Source organism: Enterococcus sp. AZ095a, from assembly GCF_050546735.1.
Classification (GTDB): domain Bacteria; phylum Bacillota; class Bacilli; order Lactobacillales; family Enterococcaceae; genus Enterococcus_D; species Enterococcus_D entomosocium.
The window spans coordinates 3,248,211-3,270,765 of record NZ_CP172953.1 but is presented as its reverse complement, the minus strand read 5'-3'; the positions used below and the strand labels follow the sequence as shown (position 1 = coordinate 3,270,765).

12 protein-coding genes, 26 tRNA genes, 3 rRNA genes, 1 pseudogene and 1 riboswitch are annotated in these 22,555 nt (G+C 46.7%); all 42 genes and pseudogenes read left to right on the top strand.

The features are described 5' to 3' along the window. The first annotated feature begins 6 nt into the window (after positions 1-6). The 42 genes and pseudogenes from IGJ26_RS15125 to IGJ26_RS14920 all read left to right on the top strand — a co-directional run bounded on the left by IGJ26_RS15125 (position 7) and on the right by IGJ26_RS14920 (position 22,545). Positions 7-1,638 carry a putative polysaccharide biosynthesis protein gene (locus IGJ26_RS15125; protein WP_430599709.1) on the top strand — a complete coding sequence of 544 codons (1,632 nt, stop codon included), beginning with the start codon at positions 7-9 and terminating at the stop codon, positions 1,636-1,638. Beyond that, positions 1,625-1,891: an RNA-binding S4 domain-containing protein gene (locus tag IGJ26_RS15120; protein ID WP_005230745.1), complete on the top strand. Its 267-nt coding sequence runs from the start codon at positions 1,625-1,627 to the stop codon at positions 1,889-1,891. Before IGJ26_RS15125 ends, IGJ26_RS15120 begins: the two co-directional genes overlap by 14 nt. Positions 1,892-1,974: 83 nt before the next feature. Then, a complete protein-coding gene (locus IGJ26_RS15115) occupies positions 1,975-2,421 on the top strand; it encodes an FtsB family cell division protein (RefSeq protein WP_005233351.1) in 447 nt (148 codons plus the stop codon). A 74-nt stretch (positions 2,422-2,495) separates the two neighbouring features. Beyond that, complete coding sequence (locus IGJ26_RS15110) at positions 2,496-2,939, top strand: S1 domain-containing RNA-binding protein (protein ID WP_005233352.1); 444 nt, start codon at positions 2,496-2,498, stop codon at positions 2,937-2,939. Between the two features lie 100 nt (positions 2,940-3,039). Further along, the gene (tilS, locus tag IGJ26_RS15105; protein ID WP_086316637.1) at positions 3,040-4,440 is read left to right on the top strand and encodes a tRNA lysidine(34) synthetase TilS; all 1,401 of its coding nucleotides are present in this window, start codon (positions 3,040-3,042) and stop codon (positions 4,438-4,440) included. Between the two features lie 19 nt (positions 4,441-4,459). Then, complete coding sequence (gene hpt, locus IGJ26_RS15100) at positions 4,460-5,005, top strand: hypoxanthine phosphoribosyltransferase (RefSeq protein WP_005230750.1); 546 nt, start codon at positions 4,460-4,462, stop codon at positions 5,003-5,005. Between the two features lie 73 nt (positions 5,006-5,078). Next, a pseudogene (gene ftsH, locus IGJ26_RS15095) lies at positions 5,079-7,080 on the top strand (ATP-dependent zinc metalloprotease FtsH); the annotation flags it as partial. Between the two features lie 249 nt (positions 7,081-7,329). Continuing rightward, positions 7,330-8,211, top strand: a complete 882-nt coding sequence (gene hslO, locus IGJ26_RS15090; protein ID WP_005233356.1) for an Hsp33 family molecular chaperone HslO — start codon at positions 7,330-7,332, stop codon at positions 8,209-8,211. Beyond that, positions 8,212-9,225, top strand: coding sequence for a tRNA dihydrouridine synthase DusB (gene dusB / locus IGJ26_RS15085; protein ID WP_005233357.1), 1,014 nt, complete (start codon positions 8,212-8,214; stop codon positions 9,223-9,225). Positions 9,226-9,321: 96 nt separating this feature from the next. Beyond that, positions 9,322-10,815 (top strand): lysine--tRNA ligase, encoded by a 1,494-nt coding sequence (gene lysS, locus IGJ26_RS15080; protein WP_005230758.1) that lies wholly within the window; start codon positions 9,322-9,324, stop codon positions 10,813-10,815. A 661-nt stretch (positions 10,816-11,476) separates the two neighbouring features. Further along, positions 11,477-13,036, top strand: a 16S ribosomal RNA gene (locus IGJ26_RS15075). Positions 13,037-13,112: 76 nt separating this feature from the next. After that, positions 13,113-13,185 (top strand) — tRNA-Ala (locus IGJ26_RS15070). Positions 13,186-13,364: 179 nt separating this feature from the next. Continuing rightward, positions 13,365-16,279: ribosomal RNA gene (locus IGJ26_RS15065) — 23S ribosomal RNA — on the top strand. Between the two features lie 81 nt (positions 16,280-16,360). Further along, positions 16,361-16,476: ribosomal RNA gene (gene rrf / locus IGJ26_RS15060) — 5S ribosomal RNA — on the top strand. Together the 16S, 23S and 5S rRNA genes with 26 tRNA genes alongside form the textbook arrangement of a ribosomal RNA operon. Before the next feature lie 16 nt (positions 16,477-16,492). After that, positions 16,493-16,565 (top strand) — tRNA-Val (locus tag IGJ26_RS15055). Positions 16,566-16,568: 3 nt separating this feature from the next. Then, positions 16,569-16,641: transfer RNA gene (locus IGJ26_RS15050), tRNA-Lys, on the top strand. 14 nt (positions 16,642-16,655) lie between these two features. Beyond that, positions 16,656-16,737, top strand: a tRNA-Leu gene (locus IGJ26_RS15045). 7 nt (positions 16,738-16,744) lie between these two features. After that, positions 16,745-16,817: transfer RNA gene (locus IGJ26_RS15040), tRNA-Thr, on the top strand. A gap of 10 nt (positions 16,818-16,827) precedes the next feature. Then, positions 16,828-16,899, top strand: a tRNA-Gly gene (locus IGJ26_RS15035). A gap of 19 nt (positions 16,900-16,918) precedes the next feature. After that, a tRNA-Leu gene (locus IGJ26_RS15030) sits at positions 16,919-17,004 on the top strand. A gap of 11 nt (positions 17,005-17,015) precedes the next feature. Next, a tRNA-Arg gene (locus IGJ26_RS15025) sits at positions 17,016-17,089 on the top strand. Between the two features lie 9 nt (positions 17,090-17,098). Continuing rightward, a tRNA-Pro gene (locus tag IGJ26_RS15020) sits at positions 17,099-17,172 on the top strand. A 13-nt stretch (positions 17,173-17,185) separates the two neighbouring features. After that, positions 17,186-17,258: transfer RNA gene (locus IGJ26_RS15015), tRNA-Ala, on the top strand. Positions 17,259-17,286: 28 nt separating this feature from the next. Next, a tRNA-Met gene (locus IGJ26_RS15010) sits at positions 17,287-17,360 on the top strand. Between the two features lie 14 nt (positions 17,361-17,374). Beyond that, a tRNA-Ile gene (locus tag IGJ26_RS15005) sits at positions 17,375-17,448 on the top strand. A 26-nt stretch (positions 17,449-17,474) separates the two neighbouring features. After that, positions 17,475-17,564 (top strand) — tRNA-Ser (locus tag IGJ26_RS15000). 66 nt (positions 17,565-17,630) lie between these two features. Further along, positions 17,631-17,704, top strand: a tRNA-Met gene (locus tag IGJ26_RS14995). Between the two features lie 38 nt (positions 17,705-17,742). Beyond that, positions 17,743-17,819 (top strand) — tRNA-Asp (locus IGJ26_RS14990). 1 nt (position 17,820) lies between these two features. Continuing rightward, a tRNA-Gly gene (locus IGJ26_RS14985) sits at positions 17,821-17,891 on the top strand. Between the two features lie 17 nt (positions 17,892-17,908). Beyond that, positions 17,909-17,982, top strand: a tRNA-Ile gene (locus tag IGJ26_RS14980). Between the two features lie 21 nt (positions 17,983-18,003). Further along, positions 18,004-18,091: transfer RNA gene (locus IGJ26_RS14975), tRNA-Ser, on the top strand. A 10-nt stretch (positions 18,092-18,101) separates the two neighbouring features. After that, a tRNA-Glu gene (locus IGJ26_RS14970) sits at positions 18,102-18,173 on the top strand. Between the two features lie 12 nt (positions 18,174-18,185). Beyond that, positions 18,186-18,275: transfer RNA gene (locus IGJ26_RS14965), tRNA-Ser, on the top strand. A gap of 66 nt (positions 18,276-18,341) precedes the next feature. Beyond that, a tRNA-Met gene (locus IGJ26_RS14960) sits at positions 18,342-18,415 on the top strand. 39 nt (positions 18,416-18,454) lie between these two features. Beyond that, a tRNA-Asp gene (locus IGJ26_RS14955) sits at positions 18,455-18,528 on the top strand. A gap of 8 nt (positions 18,529-18,536) precedes the next feature. Continuing rightward, a tRNA-Phe gene (locus IGJ26_RS14950) sits at positions 18,537-18,609 on the top strand. A gap of 7 nt (positions 18,610-18,616) precedes the next feature. After that, a tRNA-Gly gene (locus tag IGJ26_RS14945) sits at positions 18,617-18,687 on the top strand. A gap of 16 nt (positions 18,688-18,703) precedes the next feature. After that, a tRNA-Ile gene (locus IGJ26_RS14940) sits at positions 18,704-18,777 on the top strand. Positions 18,778-18,792: 15 nt separating this feature from the next. Further along, positions 18,793-18,864, top strand: a tRNA-Glu gene (locus IGJ26_RS14935). 91 nt (positions 18,865-18,955) lie between these two features. Beyond that, positions 18,956-19,037, top strand: a riboswitch (SMK box riboswitch). Beyond that, positions 19,035-20,219 (top strand): methionine adenosyltransferase, encoded by a 1,185-nt coding sequence (metK, locus tag IGJ26_RS14930; protein WP_005233362.1) that lies wholly within the window; start codon positions 19,035-19,037, stop codon positions 20,217-20,219. It overlaps the preceding riboswitch by 3 nt. Positions 20,220-20,285: 66 nt before the next feature. Further along, positions 20,286-21,743 carry an MDR family MFS transporter gene (locus IGJ26_RS14925; RefSeq protein WP_005233363.1) on the top strand — a complete coding sequence of 486 codons (1,458 nt, stop codon included), beginning with the start codon at positions 20,286-20,288 and terminating at the stop codon, positions 21,741-21,743. Between the two features lie 22 nt (positions 21,744-21,765). Continuing rightward, positions 21,766-22,545 (top strand): alpha/beta hydrolase, encoded by a 780-nt coding sequence (locus IGJ26_RS14920; protein ID WP_086316636.1) that lies wholly within the window; start codon positions 21,766-21,768, stop codon positions 22,543-22,545. The last annotated feature ends 10 nt before the right edge of the window (positions 22,546-22,555 follow it).

The window sequence follows — 22,555 nt, the reverse complement described above, 5'->3', positions numbered from 1 at the left end:
AGAGGGATGCCGAAATCACAATTGAAGCGTACGATGGAAGGGGCGTTTATTTTAACGATCGCTTCCTTTATCGCAAAAATCTTAAGTGCCGTTTATCGGGTCCCTTTTCAGAACCTGGTAGGCGACGAAGGGTTTTATGTGTATCAACAGGTCTATCCGATTTATGGATTGGCAATGACTTTGGCGTTGTCAGGTTTGCCGCAGTTTATCTCCCGCATTGTTGCTGAAGAACCTGATCCTTTGAAAAGCAAGGAGCGGCTGCAAGCGTTGATGCCTTATGTGCTTTGGTCGGCGATCGGCTTATGGGCTGTGACCTTTTTATTTGCCGGTCCAATCGCGCAAGTGATGGGGGACCATCAACTGGCAGGCTTGATTCGAGTCGTTTCCTTTACCTTTTTGTTTGTCCCACCCTTGACCTTTTATCGAGGAATGTTTCAAGGAAATCTACAAATGGTGCCAACCGCAGTGTCTCAAGTTGTAGAGCAGCTGCTTAGAGTTGGTGTGATTTTAGGTGCTGCGGCAGCCTTCCAGCAATTGGGCTGGACGATTTATCAAACGGGGACTGTCGCCATGATGGGTGCCTTAGTCGGGGGCCTTGCGGCGTGGTGGATTTTAAGTTATTATAGCCGACAAATCAACGGCAAACGCCTATCGCTATGGCATAAACCAGTCACCCGTACAGGAGAAAATACCGCTGGTTTATCCGCCTCGTTGAAAAAACGGTTCTTCTTAGAAGGCGGTCTGTTGACGATTTATAGCGGCTATTTGATCTTGTTCCAGTTAGCGGATTCGTTTTTATTGACCAATGCGCTAGAAGCGGGGGGATTGACGGCACAAGCAGCCCGGATTTCGAAAGGGATCTATGATCGCGGACAACCCCTCGTCCAACTAGGTCTTGTGGTGGCGATGGCGTTAAGCTCGACGTTTTTGCCAACGTTGACCAAGTATTTGACGGTAAAAAATCAGCAGCTGTTTGAAAAGTCGGCAAAAATGTATTTGCGCCTAACAATCGGGATTGCTTCGGCTTCTGCGGTAGGGTTAGCGATTTTGCTGCCTTATATCAATTTTGCCTTATTTAAAGACGGATCTGGCAATGCTGCGCTGGTATTGTTTGTCTTTTCCATCGCTCTGATGGCGACGATTCAAGCCTATCAAAGCATTCAACAAAGTCGCAATACCTATACCTTCGGCTTGCTCGCTGCGGGGATTGGTCTTTTGGTCAAATGCCTATCGATGTGGCCACTGACCGCTTCTTATGGGACTGCAGGAGCAAGTATCAGTACGCTGTTGGGGTTAGGCGCGACCTTATGCTGTTTTGTGGTTTCCGAACAGCGTCGAGCACAAAGTAGCATCAATCGCTTTTGGTATGAAGGAAATTATGGAAAAAAATTATTTCTTTGTTTAGGGATCATGGCAAGCGTGCTATTCTTATATTATAGCTTCGTTGCGATCTTATTGAACGGTCCTTTGACCCATCGACTACAGGCGCTGATTTTTTGCCTAGGCGGTGTCGGTCTGGGAGGCGCAGCCTTTATCGGGACAGCGATCAAAATCAAATTGTTAACGATTCGCGAATGGCTGTTAGTTCCATTTGGAAAGAAACTATTAAGAAGAGGTGAAAAACATGAGATTAGATAAATTTCTTAAAATCTCCCGCATCATCAAGCGTCGCTCTGTTGCCAAAGAAGTGGCAGACAAGGGACGTATTCAGATCAACGGCAAATTAGCCAAGTCAAGCAGTGACGTCAAAGTAGGCGATACTATGCGTATTCAGTTCGGGAATAAGGTCTTGGAAGTAAAAGTCAATGAATTGCATGAATCGACGAAAAAAGAAGACGCTGCAAAAATGTATGAGATTGTTTCAGAGGAAAGAATCTCAGAAAATGCTTGATTTTTACGGCATTTTCAGTTAGACAAGCTTTGCGGATGTTGGTATAATGTAAAAAACAAAGACAGCGACGGGAGCGAGTTCAGGTGGCAAAAGAATCAAATAAAAAAATAGAACTATTGCAGACCGATTATGCGAAAGAGCAATTTGCCAAGTTTGAAAAAGAACGGCGGCAAGTCGTGTTTCGCCGACGTCGGCTGGTGGCGTTTTTCGTGGCGGCATTAGCGATATTTGCAGTCGTGGGGATTCAGATGTTTAACGACCAAATGCGCCTGCAAAAACTAAAGGAATACAAGGCGGAAACAGTCGCCGAACAAAAAGAAGCTGAACAAAAAGTGGCTTCATTGGAGCGAGATGTTGCCTTATTGCAAGACGATGAGTATGTGGCAAAATTGGCCCGCAGCCGATTCTTCTACTCAAAAGATGGCGAAAAAATTTATCCTGTCTTGCCAGATGGAACGGATTCTCAAAACACTAATGAGCGTTCTGCGCAAAGCGAACAAGAATCATCATCCACAGAGTCACAAGATTAAGCAATGTCATACCTACTCAGCGCAGTAGTTTGAATTATTTTAAATGGGTAAAAATTAGGAGGAACATTTTTTATATGTCAATCGAAGTTGGAGCGAAACTAAAGGGCAAAGTGTCTGGTATTACAAATTTTGGTGCGTTCATTGATCTTGGTGAAGGGAAAACTGGTTTGGTGCATATCAGTGAAGTATCAAACGGATTCGTCAAAGACATTCACGACGTGTTGTCTGTTGGGGATGAAGTGACAGTACTTGTTACGGCAATCGGCAACGATGGAAAAATTGGACTATCGATCCGCAAAGCAGAAGATAAGCCGGAAGAAAAACGTGAATACCCGAAAAAAGAATTCAATCGACCAAATCCGAAAAAATCTTTTTCACGCAATCAAACTACGAATGTAAATAAACAAGACTTCGATTCATTGATGAGTTCTTTTCTAAAAGATAGTGATGATCGTCTTTCATCATTACGTCGAAATACAGAAGGAAAACGCGGTGGCCGCGGCGGACGCCGTAACTAAACATGAATAGCAAGTTGGAAAAAGCTGAAACAAAACTGTTGGTTCGTTTTGTTTCAGCTTTCTTTCTTGTGGATCTACCAAATGAGAAGGAGGGCAAATGATGGTCATTCAAACCGTTCGAGGGCAACTCACTGCCATCGATCCTGAAAAAAAACGCCGCTTTTTGCTGGCGGTATCGACGGGAGTCGACTCCATGGTCTTGCTGCAGGTCTTTTGTCAGTTGTTTCCCGAAATGCAAAAAGAGCAGGTCTTTGGTGTGGCACATGTAAACCATCAATTGCGCCCAGCATCTGCTGAGGAAGCTGCTTTTTTACGGCAGTACTGCCAAGAACGCGGCATTCCTTTTTATGAGCGGTGCTGGGAAAATCCGCCAGAAACTGGCATAGAAGCTAGCGCTCGGGACTTTCGCTATACGTTTTTTGCCGATGTCATGTCCCGAGAAGGCTATGATGTTTTGCTGACTGCTCACCACAGTGATGACCAAGTAGAAACGATGCTGATGAAGATGATGCGAGAAGGCCGCTTGCAATCGGCTGGCGGGATGCAGCAGCAGCAGCCTTTTCACGCTGGAATCCTGTTGCGGCCGTTGCTTAGTGTCAGTAAGACAGCGATTTACGACTATGCGCAAGTACAGCAGATTCCCTACTTTGAAGACGAAAGCAATCACGAACCGCTGTATTTGCGAAACCGACTACGCCAGCAAGTAGTGCCGGCATTAAAAGCGGAAAATCCGCAACTGTTGCCGCATTTTCAACAGCTTTCTGTAGAAATGCAGTTCGCCAATCAGTTGATCCAGCAAGAGCAGCAGCAATGGTTGTCTGCGTTCGTTCAACAGCAAGCTACTCGCTTAGTGATCGATCTGCAACAGCTGCCGACGTTTTCGCCGGCGCAGCGCTATTTTTTCTATGCGGGGTTTTTGCAACAAGCAGAAGCTTTTACAAAGCATCCACTCAATCAAAAACAGCTGCCACAGCTATTGCGTTTGCTAGACGAAAAGAAAGGGCAATGGCAATTGGCGTTGCACAAACAGTGGCAGCTGCGGCGCAGTTATGACCAATTACTATTGGAACTCATTGCTGTTCCCCAAAAGCCTGCAGCGCCGTTGACAGAAGTCAGTCAGCGTCTGGTTTTAGGAGAAGGGATCTATCTTTCTGAAAAGGAATGGATTGGGTATTTTCCGATAAATGAACAGCATATTCCCAAAAAAATCACAAATTGGTCAGAGTTTTCCCAAGATTTACCGCTAAACTATTCCTCTGAGCTGATCGTACGTAAGCGTCAGCCAGGAGACCGAATCCGCTTGGCACGTGGCCTGACCAAAAAGATCAGTCGTTTTTTTATCGATTCAAAAATTCCTAATGAAGAGCGAGAAAAAAGTTGGGTCGTCACAAACCTTGATAAACAGGTGATTGCCTTACTACCTCATGCATTTTCCTATTTGAGTATTGCGCCAGAAACTGATAAAATACACTACATACTTCTTTATAAATATCAGAAGTAAGAGTTGGAAGGAGAACTTTATGCTAGATAAAGATATTGAGAAAATTTTGATTTCCCGTGACGAAATCAAAAATCGTTGTGTGGAACTTGGTCAAGAATTAACGGCGGCTTATGCGGATAAAAATCCTCTAGTCGTAGGTGTACTGAAAGGTGCCGTTCCTTTCATGGCAGACATCGTTCGTGAGATGGATTGTTACTTGGAGTTAGACTTCATGGATGTCTCGAGTTATGGCAATGCCATGATTTCATCTGGAGAAGTCAAAATCATCAAAGATTTAGATACAAATGTTGAGGGCCGCGATCTTTTGATCGTTGAAGACATCATTGACAGTGGTCGCACGTTGGCTTATCTGGTAGATCTATTCAAATACCGTAAAGCGAAATCAGTGAAAATCGTGACGTTATTAGATAAGCCGGAAGGCCGTGTTGTTGAGATCGATGCTGATTACGTCGGCTTCGATGTGCCAAATGAGTTTGTTGTTGGATATGGACTGGACTATGCAGAGCAATATCGAAACTTACCTTACGTTGGCGTCTTAAAACCTAGTGTTTATCAGTCAAATTAGTGACTGTTCTAAATCAATTGTGATACAATTAAATGGTCAGGATTGATAAAACAAAATAGCCAGGGAGGTACGCATGAATAAGAAAAATAACGGTATGGTAAAAAATACCTTATATTATGTACTTGTCTTGTTGGCGATGGTCATGGTCGTTTATTTCATTTTTGGAAATGGCAATCAGCAGACCCCAACGATCGAGTACTCCACGTTTACAGAACAACTGAAAGACGGGAAGGTCAAACAATTTACTGTCCAACCCGCTAACGGTGTTTATCGAATCGTGGGTGAATACAATGAAGAACAAACTGTCAGCAATGACAACAGCTTGTCTGTTTTAGGCAATACACAGGCGAGTTCGACCCGCTTTTCAACGATCATTTTACCAAATGATTCTACGCTGAGCGAAGTCACCAGTCTGGCCTCAGCACAAGGGGTCAAAACTACCATCGAAGAAGAATCCAACAGTGGTATTTGGTTATCGCTTTTGGTTAGCTTCTTACCACTTGTGATCATCATTTTCTTCTTCTATATGATGATGAGCCAACAAGGCGGCGGCGGTGGCGGTGGCGGCCGTGTGATGAACTTTGGCAAATCAAAAGCCAAAGAAGCGGACAAAAAAGCCAACCGCGTACGTTTTTCAGACGTAGCCGGTGCAGAAGAAGAAAAACAAGAACTTGTCGAAGTCGTGGAATTCTTGAAAGATCCTCGACGTTTCGTTGAATTAGGTGCCCGTATCCCAGCAGGTGTCTTACTTGAGGGACCTCCGGGAACCGGGAAAACGTTGCTAGCCAAAGCCGTTGCCGGTGAAGCTGGCGTACCGTTTTACTCGATCTCTGGTTCAGATTTCGTTGAAATGTTTGTCGGTGTCGGTGCAAGCCGGGTACGTGACTTATTTGAAACAGCGAAGAAAAATGCACCAGCCATCATCTTTATCGATGAAATCGATGCCGTCGGTCGCCAACGTGGTGCCGGTATGGGTGGCGGACATGATGAGCGGGAACAAACATTGAACCAATTATTGGTTGAGATGGATGGTTTTGATGGGAATGAAGGCGTGATCGTCATTGCCGCAACGAACCGTTCGGATGTTCTAGATCCAGCGTTGCTGCGTCCAGGTCGTTTTGACCGTCAGATTTTAGTTGGTCGTCCAGACGTGAAAGGCCGTGAAGCAATCCTCCGTGTTCATGCTCGGAACAAACCTTTATCAGATGATGTTGATTTGAAAGTCGTTGCCCAACAAACACCGGGCTTTGCCGGTGCGGATCTGGAAAACGTCTTGAACGAAGCCGCCTTAGTTGCTGCTCGTCGTAACAAGAAAAAAATCGATGCTTCAGATATCGATGAAGCAGAAGACCGCGTGATCGCTGGTCCTGCGAAGAAAGACCGTGTCATCAACAAACGCGAACGTGAAATGGTTGCTTACCATGAAGCAGGACATACCATTGTTGGTTTAGTCTTGAGTCGTGCCCGTGTGGTACACAAAGTAACCATCATTCCTCGGGGGCGAGCTGGTGGGTACATGATCGCCTTGCCGAAAGAAGATCAATTCTTGATGACTAAAGAAGATATGTTTGAACAAATCGTTGGCTTGCTAGGTGGACGTACGGCTGAAGAAATCATCTTCGGTGTGCAATCAACGGGGGCTTCCAATGACTTTGAACAAGCAACTGCGCTTGCAAGAAGCATGGTGACAGAATATGGAATGAGCGATAAATTAGGTCCAGTTCAATATGAAGGAAACCATCAAGTCTTTGTCGGTCGCGATTACGGTCAAACAAAAGCATACTCTGAACAAGTTGCCTTTGAAATTGATCAAGAAGTTCGCAAGATTTTAATGGATGCCCATCAAAAAGCCCATGAAATCATTGAAGAACATCGTGCCCAACACAAATTGATCGCTGAAAAACTACTTGAACATGAAACATTGGATGCTAAAGCAATCAAATCCTTGTTTGAAGAAGGCAAAATGCCTGCAGGGACTGAAAGCTCTGAGTATCCTAGTGAAAAAGCCCAAACGTTTGAAGAAGCGAAACGTGCGCTGGAAGAAAAAGATGCAGAGAAGCAAGCTGCAGAAAAACACAGCGAAGATGCATCATCAAACGATTTTGATCAACAATTGGAAGACGTTCGCCGCAATAGCGAAAGCCAACCGACTGATCAAGAAAACAAAGATGATAACGCCTAAAACAAGACGTATCAAGGCGCCGAGGAAACTCGGCGCCTTTTTGTTTCTATTTAAGAAGACTTTTCTTAAATTCAAACACATTCAGTTGAAAAAAGCGGCGCTTCCTAGTATGATTCATTAATGAATAAAAAGGAGAATCAAGATGAAGGATTATTTAGTAAAAGCACTCGCATATGACGGCTTCGTCCGAGCATACGCCGTATCGGCAACAGAGACGATCGCCGAAGCACAACGACGCCATGAAACATGGAATACGGCATCTGCTGCTTTAGGGCGAGCGATGGTGGGAAGTTTGTTATTAGGCAGTACCTTAAAAGGGGAAGACAAATTGACCGTCAAAATTCAAGGAAATGGTCCTGCTGGGGCAATCGTCGTAGACAGCAATGGCCGTGGGGACGTAAAAGGATACATAAAAAATCCACAGATCAGTCTGCCATTGAATCCTCAAGGAAAATTGGATGTTCGGGGCGCAGTGGGAGACCAAGGAATTTTTACCGTAATCAAAGACTTAGGGCTAAAAGAACCTTTCTCTGGACAAACACCGATCGTCTCTGGGGAACTTGGGGAAGACTTTACTTATTATTTAGCAGTGTCAGAACAGATTCCTTCTGCTGTTGGTCTGAGTGTATTAGTAGAAACCGATGATTCGATTCGGGCAGCCGGTGGATTTATGCTACAGATCATGCCTGGTGCCAGTGAAGAGATCATTGATGCCATCGAAAAACGTTTGGGAGAATTGCCTCGAGTGTCAACCTTGATCGATGAAGGCCAATCACCAGAAGAGGTCTTAGCGACATTGTTACCAGACACGACGATCGAAGTACTAGAAAAAATGCCCGTCCAGTTCCACTGTGATTGTACGAAAGAAAAATTTGCGACAGCGATCATCACCTTAGGGGCTGAGGAGATCCAAGCAATGATCGATGAAGATCATGGGGCAGAGGCAGTCTGCTCGTTTTGTGGCAACAAGTATCATTTTGATGAAACGGAATTGGCGGCGTTGAAGAAAGAGGCGGAAGCGTAAGTGAAAGATAGACAGACATGGCAGATCGGCTCGGTTGAGATTCCTAACCGCGTCGTCGTTGCGCCAATGGCAGGGATCACCAATTCTGCGTTTCGTGTGACAGTCAAAGAATTTGGCGCGGGTTTAGTCGTCTGTGAGATGATCAGTGATCGAGGGATTCAACTGCGTAACAAGAAGACCCTTGAGATGCTGTTTATTGACGAGACCGAGCATCCTCTTAGTATTCAGATTTTTGGTGGGAATAAAGCATCCTTAGTAGAAGCAGCGCAATTTGTCGCAGAGAACACAACTGCCGATATCATTGATATCAATATGGGGTGTCCTGTAAACAAAATCATCAAAGCAGAAGCTGGTGCGAAGTGGCTTTTAGATCCCGACAAGGTTTATGAAATGGTCCATGCTGTTTCCAGTGCGATCGACAAGCCCGTTACCGTCAAAATGCGGATCGGTTGGGATGAGCAGCACGTCTTTGCGGTTGAGAATGCCCAAGCCGCGGAAGCAGCGGGTGCCGCAGCAATCGGTATGCATGGCAGAACCCGTGTACAGATGTATGAAGGATCGGCTGATTGGGACGTTTTGAAACAAGTGAAGCAAAGTATCACCATTCCTTTTATGGGCAACGGCGATGTCAGAACCCCTGAAGATGCGAAACGAATGTTGGAAGAAGTCGGCGCTGATGCAGTGATGATCGGACGGGCAGCCTTAGGCAATCCGTGGATGATCCACCGCACCAAGCAATACTTGGAGACAGGCGAGTTATTGCCGGAACCAACACCACGAGAAAAAATTTCGACAGCGAAACTTCATTTAGAACGGTTGGCTGATCTAAAAGGGGAAAAAATCGCTTCGCGAGAATTCCGCCAACATGCTGCGTACTACTTAAAAGGTATTTCACGGGCAGCCAAAGTGAAGGCAGCTATCAATCAAGCAGAAGATAAGCAAACGATTTTTGATTTATTGGATGCATTTGTAGAGAAGACCGAAAAACAGCCGGTAGCAACTTTTAAGGAATAAGAAACAAATCAAGTCGATTCGAAAGTTCGGCTTGATTTTTTGCGTCATCATTGGCATTATAAGAAGGAAACCCAAGTTAAGAATGGAGGAAAACTCGTGACAGAGGAACGACAAACACAAGAAGAATTGAATGATCAAATGTTGGTTCGCCGTGAAAAGATGGAAAAACTACGGGAAGAAGGCATTGATCCTTTTGGCAAGCGATTCGAACGCACCCATAATTCTGCCGAGTTACATGAGTTATTTGATCAAAGAACCAAAGAAGAATTAGCCGAAATGAATCTTTCAGCAAGCATTGCAGGAAGAATCGTTACAAAACGTGGAAAAGGGAAGGCTGGTTTTGCGCATTTACAAGACCGCGAAGGCCGTATTCAAATATATGTACGTAAAGACCAAGTCGGGGACGAACCTTACGAAGTATTCAAGCATGCAGATCTAGGTGATTTCTTTGGTGTATCTGGTGAAATCATGAAGACCGACACTGGCGAAGTGACCATCAAAGCCAAAGAAATCGTGATCTTATCCAAAGCATTGCGTCCATTGCCAGACAAATACCATGGCTTGACGAACGTAGAACAACGCTACCGTCAACGTTACTTGGATTTGATCAGTAATAAAGAGAGCTTTGATCGTTTCATGAAACGAAGCCAAATCATTAGCGAAATTCGTCGTTACCTTGACGGACATGGATATATCGAAGTCGAAACGCCAGTATTGCATAATCAAGCAGGTGGTGCAGCGGCTCGTCCCTTCATTACACACCACAATGCCTTAGACATGGATCTGTATTTACGAATCGCACTTGAGCTTCACTTGAAACGATTGATCGTGGGTGGCATGGAAAAAGTCTATGAGATCGGCCGCGTTTTCCGAAATGAAGGAATCGATACGACCCATAATCCCGAGTTTACGATGCTAGAAGCGTATACAGCATATACAGATTTCAAAGATGTGATGGATTTGACAGAAGGCATTATCCGTAATGCTGCTGAAAAAGTCTTGCATACAGCAACGATCCAATACGATGGACAAGAAGTCGATTTAGCTAGCGACTTTGCACGAATCCATATGGTCGATGCAATCAAAAATCAAACAGGTGTTGATTTCTGGCAACCAATGTCCGTTGAAGAAGCGCGTAGTTTAGCGAAAGAACATCATGTTGAAATCACTGATGCCATGACTGTTGGCCATATCATCAATGAATTCTTTGAGACATTTGTTGAAGAAACGTTACAGCAGCCAACCTTTGTCTTTGGTCATCCAGTGGAAGTTTCGCCATTAGCGAAAAAGAATCCAGAAGATGAACGCTTTACGGATCGCTTTGAATTATTTATCGTTGGTCGTGAATTTGCGAATGCCTTCACGGAATTGAATGACCCAATCGATCAAAGAGAACGTTTTGAAGGACAAGAAAAAGAGCGCGAAGCAGGAAATGATGAAGCCCATGGGGTGGATGAAGATTTCTTAGAAGCACTTGAATACGGTATGCCGCCAACTGGTGGATTAGGGATCGGGATCGACCGCTTAGTGATGTTGTTGACCGATGCACAATCGATTCGTGACGTTTTATTATTCCCGACAATGAGATAAAAAAGCTCCGTCCACTCGCAAGAGATGGGCGGCTTTTTTATTGTCTACTGAGCCAGAGAGAAAAACTGCGAGGAAATAGAGGGAAATACGTTAGGACAGATGCTAGGAAACGGATTAAATACGAACGATAAAAGCTGGATTCAATGTGATTAGACGGGTTTGTAAAAATTAAAAAAAGCCATAGAAAATGATTGACCGCAAGGGATTTAGTTGGTATATTATTACATGTGCCAAATGACTGAAATGAATTCGTAAAAAGAATTGAAAAAAGTGGTTGACGCACAGCTCGACAGATGATATTATAACGAAGTCGCAATTTTAAAATAGTTAATCGATGTTGATACATCAACAAAATTAATTAAAAAAAGTTGTTGACAAATAACAAATCATTTGTTATTCTAATGAAGTCGCTGAGACAGCCGCTGCGAAGTTGAAAAACAACGAGCGAAAAAAACTTTTAAAAAAGAGTTGACAATCAAACGTCGCTCTGATATGATATAAAAGTTGCTAACACAGCACTGTAGACCTTTGAAAACTGAACAAAGCAAGCAAACGAACCAATGTGTAGGACGTTTCAATTTATTGAAACAAATACATGCAAGCAATAGCTAGCAAAGTTAATTTTTATGAGCTTAATGACCGTATGGTCATTCAAACAAATCATTATGAGAGTTTGATCCTGGCTCAGGACGAACGCTGGCGGCGTGCCTAATACATGCAAGTCGAACGCTTTTTCTTTCACCGGAGCTTGCTCCACCGAAAGAAAAAGAGTGGCGAACGGGTGAGTAACACGTGGGTAACCTGCCCATCAGAAGGGGATAACACTTGGAAACAGGTGCTAATACCGTATAACACTATTTTCCGCATGGAAGAAAGTTGAAAGGCGCTTTTGCGTCACTGATGGATGGACCCGCGGTGCATTAGCTAGTTGGTGAGGTAACGGCTCACCAAGGCAACGATGCATAGCCGACCTGAGAGGGTGATCGGCCACACTGGGACTGAGACACGGCCCAGACTCCTACGGGAGGCAGCAGTAGGGAATCTTCGGCAATGGACGAAAGTCTGACCGAGCAACGCCGCGTGAGTGAAGAAGGTTTTCGGATCGTAAAACTCTGTTGTTAGAGAAGAACAAGGATGAGAGTAAAATGTTCATCCCTTGACGGTATCTAACCAGAAAGCCACGGCTAACTACGTGCCAGCAGCCGCGGTAATACGTAGGTGGCAAGCGTTGTCCGGATTTATTGGGCGTAAAGCGAGCGCAGGCGGTTTCTTAAGTCTGATGTGAAAGCCCCCGGCTCAACCGGGGAGGGTCATTGGAAACTGGGAGACTTGAGTGCAGAAGAGGAGAGTGGAATTCCATGTGTAGCGGTGAAATGCGTAGATATATGGAGGAACACCAGTGGCGAAGGCGGCTCTCTGGTCTGTAACTGACGCTGAGGCTCGAAAGCGTGGGGAGCGAACAGGATTAGATACCCTGGTAGTCCACGCCGTAAACGATGAGTGCTAAGTGTTGGAGGGTTTCCGCCCTTCAGTGCTGCAGCAAACGCATTAAGCACTCCGCCTGGGGAGTACGACCGCAAGGTTGAAACTCAAAGGAATTGACGGGGGCCCGCACAAGCGGTGGAGCATGTGGTTTAATTCGAAGCAACGCGAAGAACCTTACCAGGTCTTGACATCCTTTGACCACTCTAGAGATAGAGCTTCCCCTTCGGGGGCAAAGTGACAGGTGGTGCATGGTTGTCGTCAGCTCGTGTCGTGAGATGTTGGGTTAAGTCCCGCAACGAGCGCAACCCTTATTGTTAGTTGCCATCATTTAGTTGGGCACTCTAGCGAGACTGCCGGTGACAAACCGGAGGAAGGTGGGGATGACGTCAAATCATCATGCCCCTTATGACCTGGGCTACACACGTGCTACAATGGGAAGTACAACGAGTTGCGAAGTCGCGAGGCTAAGCTAATCTCTTAAAGCTTCTCTCAGTTCGGATTGTAGGCTGCAACTCGCCTACATGAAGCCGGAATCGCTAGTAATCGCGGATCAGCACGCCGCGGTGAATACGTTCCCGGGCCTTGTACACACCGCCCGTCACACCACGAGAGTTTGTAACACCCGAAGTCGGTGAGGTAACCTTTTTGGAGCCAGCCGCCTAAGGTGGGATAGATGATTGGGGTGAAGTCGTAACAAGGTAGCCGTATCGGAAGGTGCGGCTGGATCACCTCCTTTCTAAGGAATATTTCGGAAGACTACACATCGTTTGCCTTTGTTCAGTTTTGAGAGGTCTACTCTCAAGTAAATACCCGGGGCCTTAGCTCAGCTGGGAGAGCGCCTGCTTTGCACGCAGGAGGTCAGCGGTTCGATCCCGCTAGGCTCCATTAACGACAATGGTCGTTATGCTTTGTTCATTGAAAACTGGATATCGAAGAAAAAATCAAAACAAGTAACACACACCGAGTTGAAATGTTAAAAGAGTTTTTTAATAAGTTCAACGCTTATTTTCTTGAGCAACCTTCTATCGCTAGAAGAAGTACTCAAAACCGACCGTAAGGTCAAAGGTTAAGTGAATAAGGGCGCACGGTGGATGCCTTGGCACTAGGAGCCGATGAAGGACGGGACTAACACCGATATGCTTTGGGGAGCTGTAAGTAAGCTATGATCCAGAGATTTCCGAATGGGGAAACCCAGCATCTTTTATAGGATGTTACGTCTGCGTGAATACATAGCGCAGTCGAGGTAGACGCAGAGAACTGAAACATCTAAGTACCTGCAGGAAGAGAAAGAAAATTCGATTCCCTGAGTAGCGGCGAGCGAAACGGGAAAAGCCCAAACCAACAAGCTTGCTTGTTGGGGTTGTAGGACTCCGATATGGTAGTCTATTCAGATAGTCGAAATACTTGGAAAAGTATGTCAAAGAGGGTAAAAACCCCGTAGGCGAAATTTGGATAACACCTAGGAGGATCCTGAGTACGGCGGAACACGAGGAATTCCGTCGGAATCCGGGAGGACCATCTCCCAAGGCTAAATACTCCCTAGTGACCGATAGTGAACCAGTACCGTGAGGGAAAGGTGAAAAGCACCCCGGAAGGGGAGTGAAATAGATCCTGAAACCGTGTGCCTACAACAAGTTAGAGCCCGTTAATGGGTGATAGCGTGCCTTTTGTAGAATGAACCGGCGAGTTACGATAGCATGCGAGGTTAAGTTGAAGAGACGGAGCCGCAGCGAAAGCGAGTCTGAATAGGGCGAATGAGTATGTTGTCGTAGACCCGAAACCATGTGATCTACCCATGTCCAGGTTGAAGGTGCGGTAAAACGCACTGGAGGACCGAACCCACGTACGTTGAAAAGTGCGGGGATGAGGTGTGGGTAGCGGAGAAATTCCAAACGAACTTGGAGATAGCTGGTTCTCTCCGAAATAGCTTTAGGGCTAGCCTCGGAATTGAGAATGATGGAGGTAGAGCACTGTTTGGACTAGGGGCCCATCTCGGGTTACCGAATTCAGATAAACTCCGAATGCCATTCATTCATATCCGGGAGTCAGACTGTGAGTGATAAGATCCATAGTCGAAAGGGAAACAGCCCAGACCACCAGCTAAGGTCCCCAAATAACTATTAAGTGGAAAAGGATGTGGGGTTGCACAGACAACTAGGATGTTGGCTTAGAAGCAGCCACCATTTAAAGAGTGCGTAATAGCTCACTAGTCGAGTGACCCTGCGCCGAAAATGTACCGGGGCTAAATAGTTTACCGAAGCTGTGGAGTGCACCATTAGGTGCATTGGTAGGAGAGCGTTCTAAGGGCGTTGAAGGCAGATCGTGAGGACTGCTGGAGCGCTTAGAAGTGAGAATGCCGGTATGAGTAGCGAAAGACAGGTGAGAATCCTGTCCACCGAATGACTAAGGTTTCCTGGGGAAGGCTCGTCCGCCCAGGGTTAGTCGGGACCTAAGCCGAGGCCGACAGGCGTAGGCGATGGACAACAGGTTGATATTCCTGTACCCGTTGTTTTTGTTTGAGCAATGGAGGGACGCAGGAGGCTAAGAAGTGCAGACTGATGGATATGTCTGTTCAAGCAGTAAGTCTTGGTAGGAGTCAAATGCTTCTACCTATACGGACAAGCTGTGATGAGGAGGGAAATAATAGTACCGAAGCTTCTGATGTCACACTGCCAAGAAAAGCTTCTAGTGAGAAAACAACGGCCCGTACCGCAAACCGACACAGGTAGTCGAGGAGAGAATCCTAAGGTGAGCGAGAGAACTCTCGTTAAGGAACTCGGCAAAATGACCCCGTAACTTCGGGAGAAGGGGTGCTGCTCTAACGAGCAGCCGCAGTGAATAGGCCCAAGCGACTGTTTATCAAAAACACAGGTCTCTGCAAAATCGAAAGATGACGTATAGGGGCTGACGCCTGCCCGGTGCTGGAAGGTTAAGAGGAGTGCTTAGCGTAAGCGAAGGTACGAATTGAAGCCCCAGTAAACGGCGGCCGTAACTATAACGGTCCTAAGGTAGCGAAATTCCTTGTCGGGTAAGTTCCGACCCGCACGAAAGGCGTAACGATTTGGGCACTGTCTCAACGAGAGACTCGGTGAAATTTTAGTACCTGTGAAGATGCAGGTTACCCGCGACAGGACGGAAAGACCCCATGGAGCTTTACTGTAGTTTGATATTGAGTGTCTGTACCGCATGTACAGGATAGGTAGGAGCCGTAGAGATCGGGACGCCAGTTTCGATGGAGGCAATGGTGGGATACTACCCTTGCGTTATGGCCACTCTAACCCGCAGCCCTTATCGGGCTGGGAGACAGTGTCAGATGGGCAGTTTGACTGGGGCGGTCGCCTCCTAAAAGGTAACGGAGGCGCCCAAAGGTTCCCTCAGAATGGTTGGAAATCATTCGAAGAGTGTAAAGGCAGAAGGGAGCTTGACTGCGAGAGCTACAACTCGAGCAGGGACGAAAGTCGGGCTTAGTGATCCGGTGGTTCCGCATGGAAGGGCCATCGCTCAACGGATAAAAGCTACCCTGGGGATAACAGGCTTATCTCCCCCAAGAGTCCACATCGACGGGGAGGTTTGGCACCTCGATGTCGGCTCGTCGCATCCTGGGGCTGTAGTCGGTCCCAAGGGTTGGGCTGTTCGCCCATTAAAGCGGCACGCGAGCTGGGTTCAGAACGTCGTGAGACAGTTCGGTCCCTATCCGTCGCGGGCGTTGGAAATTTGAGAGGAGCTGTCCTTAGTACGAGAGGACCGGGATGGACTTACCGCTGGTGTACCAGTTGTCTCGCCAGAGGCATCGCTGGGTAGCTATGTAGGGAAGGGATAAACGCTGAAAGCATCTAAGTGTGAAGCCCACCTCAAGATGAGATTTCCCATTTCTTTAAGAAAGTAAGATCCCTGAGAGATGATCAGGTAGATAGGTCAGAAGTGGAAGGCCAGTGATGGTTGGAGCGGACTGATACTAATCGATCGAGGACTTAACCAAAAAGAAAAAAGCACGTAAACTCGTAGAGTTTTGATTTCTTCGATCCAGTTTTGAGTGAGCAACACTTACTCAATTGAATAGTGTGGTGGCGATAGCAAGAAGGATACACCTGTAACCATGCCGAACACAGAAGTTAAGCTTCTTAGCGCCGATTGTAGTGAAGGGTTTCCCTTTGTGAGAGTAGGACGTCGCCACGCGTTTTTTTTACCTTATGGGGGTTTAGCTCAGCTGGGAGAGCATCTGCCTTACAAGCAGAGGGTCAGCGGTTCGATCCCGTTAACCCCCATATGAGTCGTTAGCTCAGTTGGTAGAGCATCTGACTTTTAATCAGAGGGTCACAGGTTCGAGCCCTGTACGACTCATAGTAATAACCTATGCGGGTGTGGCGGAATTGGCAGACGCACTAGATTTAGGATCTAGCGCCTTCGGGCGTGGGGGTTCAAGTCCCTTCACCCGCACTTCATTGCCGGCTTAGCTCAGTTGGTAGAGCATCTGATTTGTAATCAGAGGGTCGAGGGTTCAAGTCCTTTAGCCGGCATCAGGAATACGCGGAAATAGCTCAGTGGTAGAGCACCACCTTGCCAAGGTGGGGGTCGCGGGTTCGAACCCCGTTTTCCGCTTTGCCTTAGCAATTTTTCAGCCGGGGTGGCGGAACTGGCAGACGCACAGGACTTAAAATCCTGCGGTGAGTGATCACCGTACCGGTTCGATTCCGGTCCTCGGCATTTCATAATATGCGCCCATAGCTCAATTGGATAGAGTGTTTGACTACGGATCAAAAGGTTAGGGGTTCGACTCCTCTTGGGCGCGCTTTAATAACGGGAAGTAGCTCAGCTTGGTAGAGCACTTGGTTTGGGACCAAGGGGTCGCAGGTTCGAATCCTGTCTTCCCGATACTTTTACAAAAGGGGCCTTAGCTCAGCTGGGAGAGCGCCTGCTTTGCACGCAGGAGGTCAGCGGTTCGATCCCGCTAGGCTCCATATCATTTGAATAAATGATTCTTTTTTACGCGGTGTAGCTCAGCTGGCTAGAGCGTCCGGTTCATACCCGGGAGGTCGGGGGTTCGATCCCCTCCGCCGCGATTTTTTAAGAGCCTGGACCTTTAGCTCAGTTGGTTAGAGCAGACGGCTCATAACCGTCCGGTCGTAGGTTCGAGTCCTACAAGGTCCATTGTGGCATTGTATCTGTTTTATTATGGAGGATTACCCAAGTCCGGCTGAAGGGAACGGTCTTGAAAACCGTCAGGCGGGTAAAACCGTGCAAGGGTTCGAATCCCTTATCCTCCTTAACTGTCTCTTTTGTTGCGAGCAAAAGAATTACAGTCTTTTAATTACTCTAAAGTAATTACTTATCGCGGGATGGAGCAGTCTGGTAGCTCGTCGGGCTCATAACCCGAAGGTCGTAGGTTCAAATCCTGCTCCCGCAATTGCTTTTGTTTTCAAAAGCGCAATAAAAGCTAAATATGGTTTGGTAGTTCAGTTGGTTAGAATGCCTGCCTGTCACGCAGGAGGTCGCGGGTTCGAGTCCCGTCCAGACCGCCATGCGGGTGTAGTTTAGTGGTAAAACCACAGCCTTCCAAGCTGTTGTCGCGAGTTCGATTCTCGTCACCCGCTTTAGCTTTTATTTTTTGGGGCCTATAGCTCAGCTGGTTAGAGCGCACGCCTGATAAGCGTGAGGTCGATGGTTCGAGTCCATTTAGGCCCATCAAAATGTAGTCATACATTTGGGGAAGTACTCAAGTGGCTGAAGAGGCGCCCCTGCTAAGGGTGTAGGTCGGGAAACCGGCGCGAGGGTTCAAATCCCTCCTTCTCCGTTTTTTTATTGGTCCGTTGGTCAAGTGGTTAAGACACCGCCCTTTCACGGCGGTAACACGGGTTCGAATCCCGTACGGATCATTTTTTACTTTTGGAGGATTACCCAAGTCCGGCTGAAGGGAACGGTCTTGAAAACCGTCAGGCGGGTAAAACCGTGCAAGGGTTCGAATCCCTTATCCTCCTTAACTGTCTCTTTTGTTGCGAGCAAAAGAATCACAGTCCTTTAATTACTGAAAAGTAATTACTTATCGCGGGATGGAGCAGTCTGGTAGCTCGTCGGGCTCATAACCCGAAGGTCGTAGGTTCAAATCCTGCTCCCGCAATCGCTTTGTTTAACGGCAAAGCAGCAATACAAAGCTTCTGGTTTGGTAGTTCAGTTGGTTAGAATGCCTGCCTGTCACGCAGGAGGTCGCGGGTTCGAGTCCCGTCCAGACCGTTGTTTTTGGCTCGGTAGCTCAGTTGGTAGAGCAATGGATTGAAGCTCCATGTGTCGGCAGTTCGATTCTGTCCCGCGCCATAGGAATGCGGGTGTAGTTTAGTGGTAAAACTACAGCCTTCCAAGCTGTTGTCGCGAGTTCGATTCTCGTCACCCGCTTTGCATTTTTTATTTGGGGCCTATAGCTCAGCTGGTTAGAGCGCACGCCTGATAAGCGTGAGGTCGATGGTTCGAGTCCATTTAGGCCCATTACATTTTCAAACTGGTCCGTTGGTCAAGCGGTTAAGACACCGCCCTTTCACGGCGGTAACACGGGTTCGAATCCCGTACGGATCATGCAAACACTCTTGAGAGTGTTTTTTTATTACCCAAAAATGATCTTTTTTATCATTTTTCAACTACGAAGGGTCAAAATTTGTTATAATCAGTCCGTTGCAAGTTCCCGAAAGGATTCGCAGCTGCGAAGATGCCTTGTAACCGAAACATATATTAGGGGGAATACAAAAATGACAGAGAAACACTTATTTACATCAGAGTCCGTATCAGAAGGACACCCAGACAAAGTAGCCGACCAAATCAGTGATGCCATCTTAGATGCGTTGCTTGCCGAAGATCCAATGGCACGGGTCGCTTGCGAAACGTCAGTTACCACCGGATTGGTTTTAGTCTTTGGAGAAATTTCTACTTCTGCTTATGTAGATATTCAAAAAGTCGTCCGAGAAACCATAAAAGAAATCGGCTATACACGAGCAAAATTCGGCTTTGACGGCGATACGGTTGCTGTTTTGGTAGCGATCGATGAGCAATCACCAGATATCGCTCAAGGCGTTGACGATGCTTTAGAAAGTCGCGGAGAAACGGATAAAGAAGATATCGGTGCCGGTGACCAAGGCTTGATGTTTGGTTTTGCCGTTGATGAAACACCTGAATTGATGCCTTTACCAATCGCATTGAGTCATCGGTTAGTCCGTCGATTAGCAGAGTTGCGTAAAAACAATGAACTAAGCTACTTGCGTCCAGATGCAAAATCGCAAGTAACTGTTGAATATGATGATAACGATCAACCACAAAGAGTGGACACCGTCGTTATTAGTACTCAGCATGATGATGCGGCTGATAATGAAACGATCCACCGTGATGTCATTGAAAAAGTGATCAAAGAAGTGATTCCTGCCGATCTTTTAGACGAGCAGACAAAATATTATATTAATCCTACTGGTCGTTTTGTGATCGGCGGTCCTCAAGGGGATGCCGGTTTGACAGGCAGAAAAATCATCGTTGATACTTATGGCGGCTATGCTCGTCATGGTGGCGGTGCGTTTTCTGGAAAAGACGCAACCAAAGTTGACCGTTCAGCCAGCTATGCGGCTCGCTACATTGCCAAAAACATCGTAGCAGCAAAGCTAGCCAAAAAAGTGGAAGTCCAATTAGCCTATGCGATCGGTGTGGCACAGCCCGTTTCGATCAGCATCAACACTTTTGGTACCGGAACCGTCAGCAACGAGCGCTTGATCCAAGCAGTACGAGAAAACTTTGATTTGCGACCAGCAGGAATTATTGAAATGTTAGATTTGCGCCGTCCGATTTATCGTCAGACTGCCGCTTACGGACATTTCGGTCGTACAGATATCGATTTGCCATGGGAACGCACCGACAAGGTGGCGGCACTTTTGGCAAGTGTGAAGGATTAAAAGAGGCGACCTCTATTGATGACTATCGATAGGGGTTCTTTTTTTTGGAGTAAAAGGAGGAGTTACATGCGAACCAATGTAAAATTAGTCACTATTGCGGTCTTTGTCGCAACGTTTATGACCGCGATCGAAGGAACGATCATTACGACAGCGATGCCTACCATCGTTAGTTCATTGAAAGGGATCGAGATCATGAACTGGGTCTTCTCGATCTATCTTTTGACCAGTGCGATGTTGACCCCGATCTACGGCAAGTTTGCCGATAACATCGGCCGCAAACCAGTCTTTCTATTTGGTACGCTGCTGTTTATTATCGGGTCGGCGTTTTGTGGGATGGCCAACACAATGTTGACGTTGATCATTGCCAGAGCGTTGCAAGGATTAGGCGCAGGGGCCATGATGCCCGTTGCCCTAACGATCATTGCGGACCTGTATCCTGTTGAAAAGAGGGCGAAAGTCTTAGGGCTCAATAGTACTGCTTGGGGGATCGCCAGTGTCGTTGGTCCCTTAGCCGGTGGATTGATCGTAGATACGATCGGGTGGCATTGGATCTTCTTTATCAACGTGCCCATCGGATTAGGGTTGATCGCCTTAATTTGGTTTTATTTTCATGAAGAAAAAAAGGCCTTTGCTGCAGTCAACATTGATTATGCAGGCAGTCTCTTGTTGATGTTGACGTTAGTAGGGCTCCTGCTAGGCTTCCAATTGCTAGGAGATTATGGTGTAAGTCTGCCTGTTATCGGTCTGTTCGTTTTTTCTGTCCTCACGTTTATCGGCTTCATTCGTGTGGAGAAAAAAGCAGCAGATCCGATTATTGATCTGAAGCTGTTCCACTCAAAACTATTTGTGGTGGTAAACATCGTAGCAGCTTTGGCTAGCGGCTTCCTGATGGGGATCGATGTTTATATCCCAATGTGGATGCAAGGGGTATTAGGCATGAGTGCGGGGATTGGCGGGCTTGTGTTGGCACCGTTGTCGATTTTATGGATGATTGGTTCCTTCTTAGCCAGCCGTTGGTTGACACAACACAGTGTCAGTTGGGTCTTGACGGTTAGCTTAGTGATCACGGCTACCGGTGCCTTGTGGTTGTTTTTGACACCGGCACAGACATCATTCTGGTTGTTCTTGGTGATTTCTTCTATTACGGGCGTCGGATTAGGGGCAACGATGGTGGTTTGTACCGTTACTGCCCAAACCAGCGTTGCACCCACCCAAGTCGGCGTGGCGACTTCTTTTAATACCCTGCTGCGAACGATCGGGCAAACCATTATGGTGGCGGTCTTCGGTATCGTTTTAAACACCAGCAATAGCGTGGGCTTGGCACAGGCGCAAGTCACTGATAGCAGTGTCATGAATCAGCTGGTAGATCCAGCCGCCGCGCGTCAGCTGCCAACAGCCTTATTAGGGCAATTACGGGAGATTCTTTATAGCGGTCTACACTGGGTTTTTGGGATCGGTGTTTTGTTGATTGTTTTAGCGATTGGTTTGACCCGCACGATTTCGCGAGAATCTGGTACAATATAAAAAAAGGATCGCAGGTGATTGTATGGCTTTTTTACAAGCAAATATCTATTCAAATGTTCTTGAAATGGAGGTAATGATCGATGTGATCTTGCCTCAAAGTACCAAGAAAAAAATCGGCACCCAAAGCCAATCGACGGGCACAGATCTCCCGGTGCTTTATTTATTGCATGGGATGAACGGAAATCATAGTGTCTGGCAGCGACGGACGTCAATCGAGCGATATGCCGCAGAGTATCAACTAGCGGTCATCATGCCGTCTACTGATCTGGGCTGGTATACCGATACGACCTACGAAATGAAGTATTGGACATTTATCGCCGAAGAATTACCACAAATTTGTCATGAACTGTTTCCTCAACTGACGCAAAAACGAGAAAAAACTTTTGCAGCAGGTCTCTCGATGGGGGGCTATGGTGCAGTAAAACTTGGGCTGCGCAAGCCTGACCAGTTTGCGGCGGTAGCGTCTTTGTCTGGCGCATTAGCGCTGGCTGAAAGCATGGATTCCTTGCTGCAGCTGCGAAGCCAAGCTTATTGGGAAGGAATCTTTGGCCCTTTAGAGCAATTCAAAGGGTCAGAAAATGATTTGATCCATCTGATTGAGACCATCGATCCAAGCACCGCGCCGCGCTTTTTTATTAGCTGCGGAACCGAGGATCAACTGTACCCGGCAAGTGAGTATGCGGTGGACAAGCTGCAAAAACGCAAAATAGCCGTAACGTTTGAATCGGGAACTGGGGATCATGATTGGAATTTCTGGGATCAATGGATCCAACGAGTCCTGCAATGGCTTTTTAGTGAATAAAAAAACCATC

Bases quoted from the DNA above. Each gene is read 5' to 3' on its own strand.
- IGJ26_RS14925 (WP_005233363.1), top strand. From the start codon at position 20,286: ATGCGAACCAATGTAAAATTAGTCACTATTGCGGTCTTTGTCGCAACG.
- tilS (WP_086316637.1), top strand. From the start codon at position 3,040: ATGGTCATTCAAACCGTTCGAGGGCAACTCACTGCCATCGATCCTGAA.
- metK (WP_005233362.1), top strand. From the start codon at position 19,035: ATGACAGAGAAACACTTATTTACATCAGAGTCCGTATCAGAAGGACAC.
- hslO (WP_005233356.1), top strand. From the start codon at position 7,330: ATGAAGGATTATTTAGTAAAAGCACTCGCATATGACGGCTTCGTCCGA.
- IGJ26_RS15125 (WP_430599709.1), top strand. From the start codon at position 7: ATGCCGAAATCACAATTGAAGCGTACGATGGAAGGGGCGTTTATTTTA.
- IGJ26_RS14920 (WP_086316636.1), top strand. From the start codon at position 21,766: ATGGCTTTTTTACAAGCAAATATCTATTCAAATGTTCTTGAAATGGAG.
- hpt (WP_005230750.1), top strand. From the start codon at position 4,460: ATGCTAGATAAAGATATTGAGAAAATTTTGATTTCCCGTGACGAAATC.
- IGJ26_RS15120 (WP_005230745.1), top strand. From the start codon at position 1,625: ATGAGATTAGATAAATTTCTTAAAATCTCCCGCATCATCAAGCGTCGC.
- IGJ26_RS15110 (WP_005233352.1), top strand. From the start codon at position 2,496: ATGTCAATCGAAGTTGGAGCGAAACTAAAGGGCAAAGTGTCTGGTATT.